Here is a 507-nt window from a genome sequence, read left to right as displayed (position 1 = left end):
CATTACAAAATTGGCCGGCCCGGTCAAGGGCAAATACTACGACTGCTACGTGATGATCGACATCTATTCGCGCTACATCGTCGGCGCGTACGTCCATGCCCACGAGTCCGGGGAACTGGCCGTGGAAATGATGAAGGAAATCTTCGGCATCCACGGCATCCCACAAATCGTCCACGCTGACCGCGGAACTTCCATGACATCCAAAACAGTCGCCGCCCTGCTCTCGGACCTGGAGGTCACCCGGTCCCATTCCCGGCCCCGGGTCAGCAATGACAATCCGTACAGCGAGGCCTGGTTCAAGTCCCTGAAGTTCGCCCCCATATTCCCCGAGCGCTTTGGCTCCCTGCCCGACACGAGGGCCTTCATGGACTCCTTCGTCGAGGGATACAACCACAGGCACTGCCACACCGGAATCGGACTCAACACCCCGGCAGACGTCCACTACGGGCTGGCCGCCGGCAAAGCCCTTGAACGCACCAAAACCCTCGCCGCCGCACGAGCAAAAAC

General features: G+C 60.2%; 1 protein-coding gene. It reads left to right on the top strand.

The window, feature by feature from the left end; all coding sequences use genetic code 11:
- The coding region (locus G6N77_RS19590; RefSeq protein WP_165183842.1) for a DDE-type integrase/transposase/recombinase at positions 1 to 507 on the top strand (507 nt) is incomplete at both ends.

It is taken from the genome of Arthrobacter silviterrae (assembly GCF_011045165.1).
Lineage (GTDB): Bacteria > Actinomycetota > Actinomycetes > Actinomycetales > Micrococcaceae > Specibacter > Specibacter silviterrae.
The sequence above is the reverse complement of the archived record's forward strand: the minus strand, read 5'-3'. Positions and strand labels throughout refer to the sequence as shown.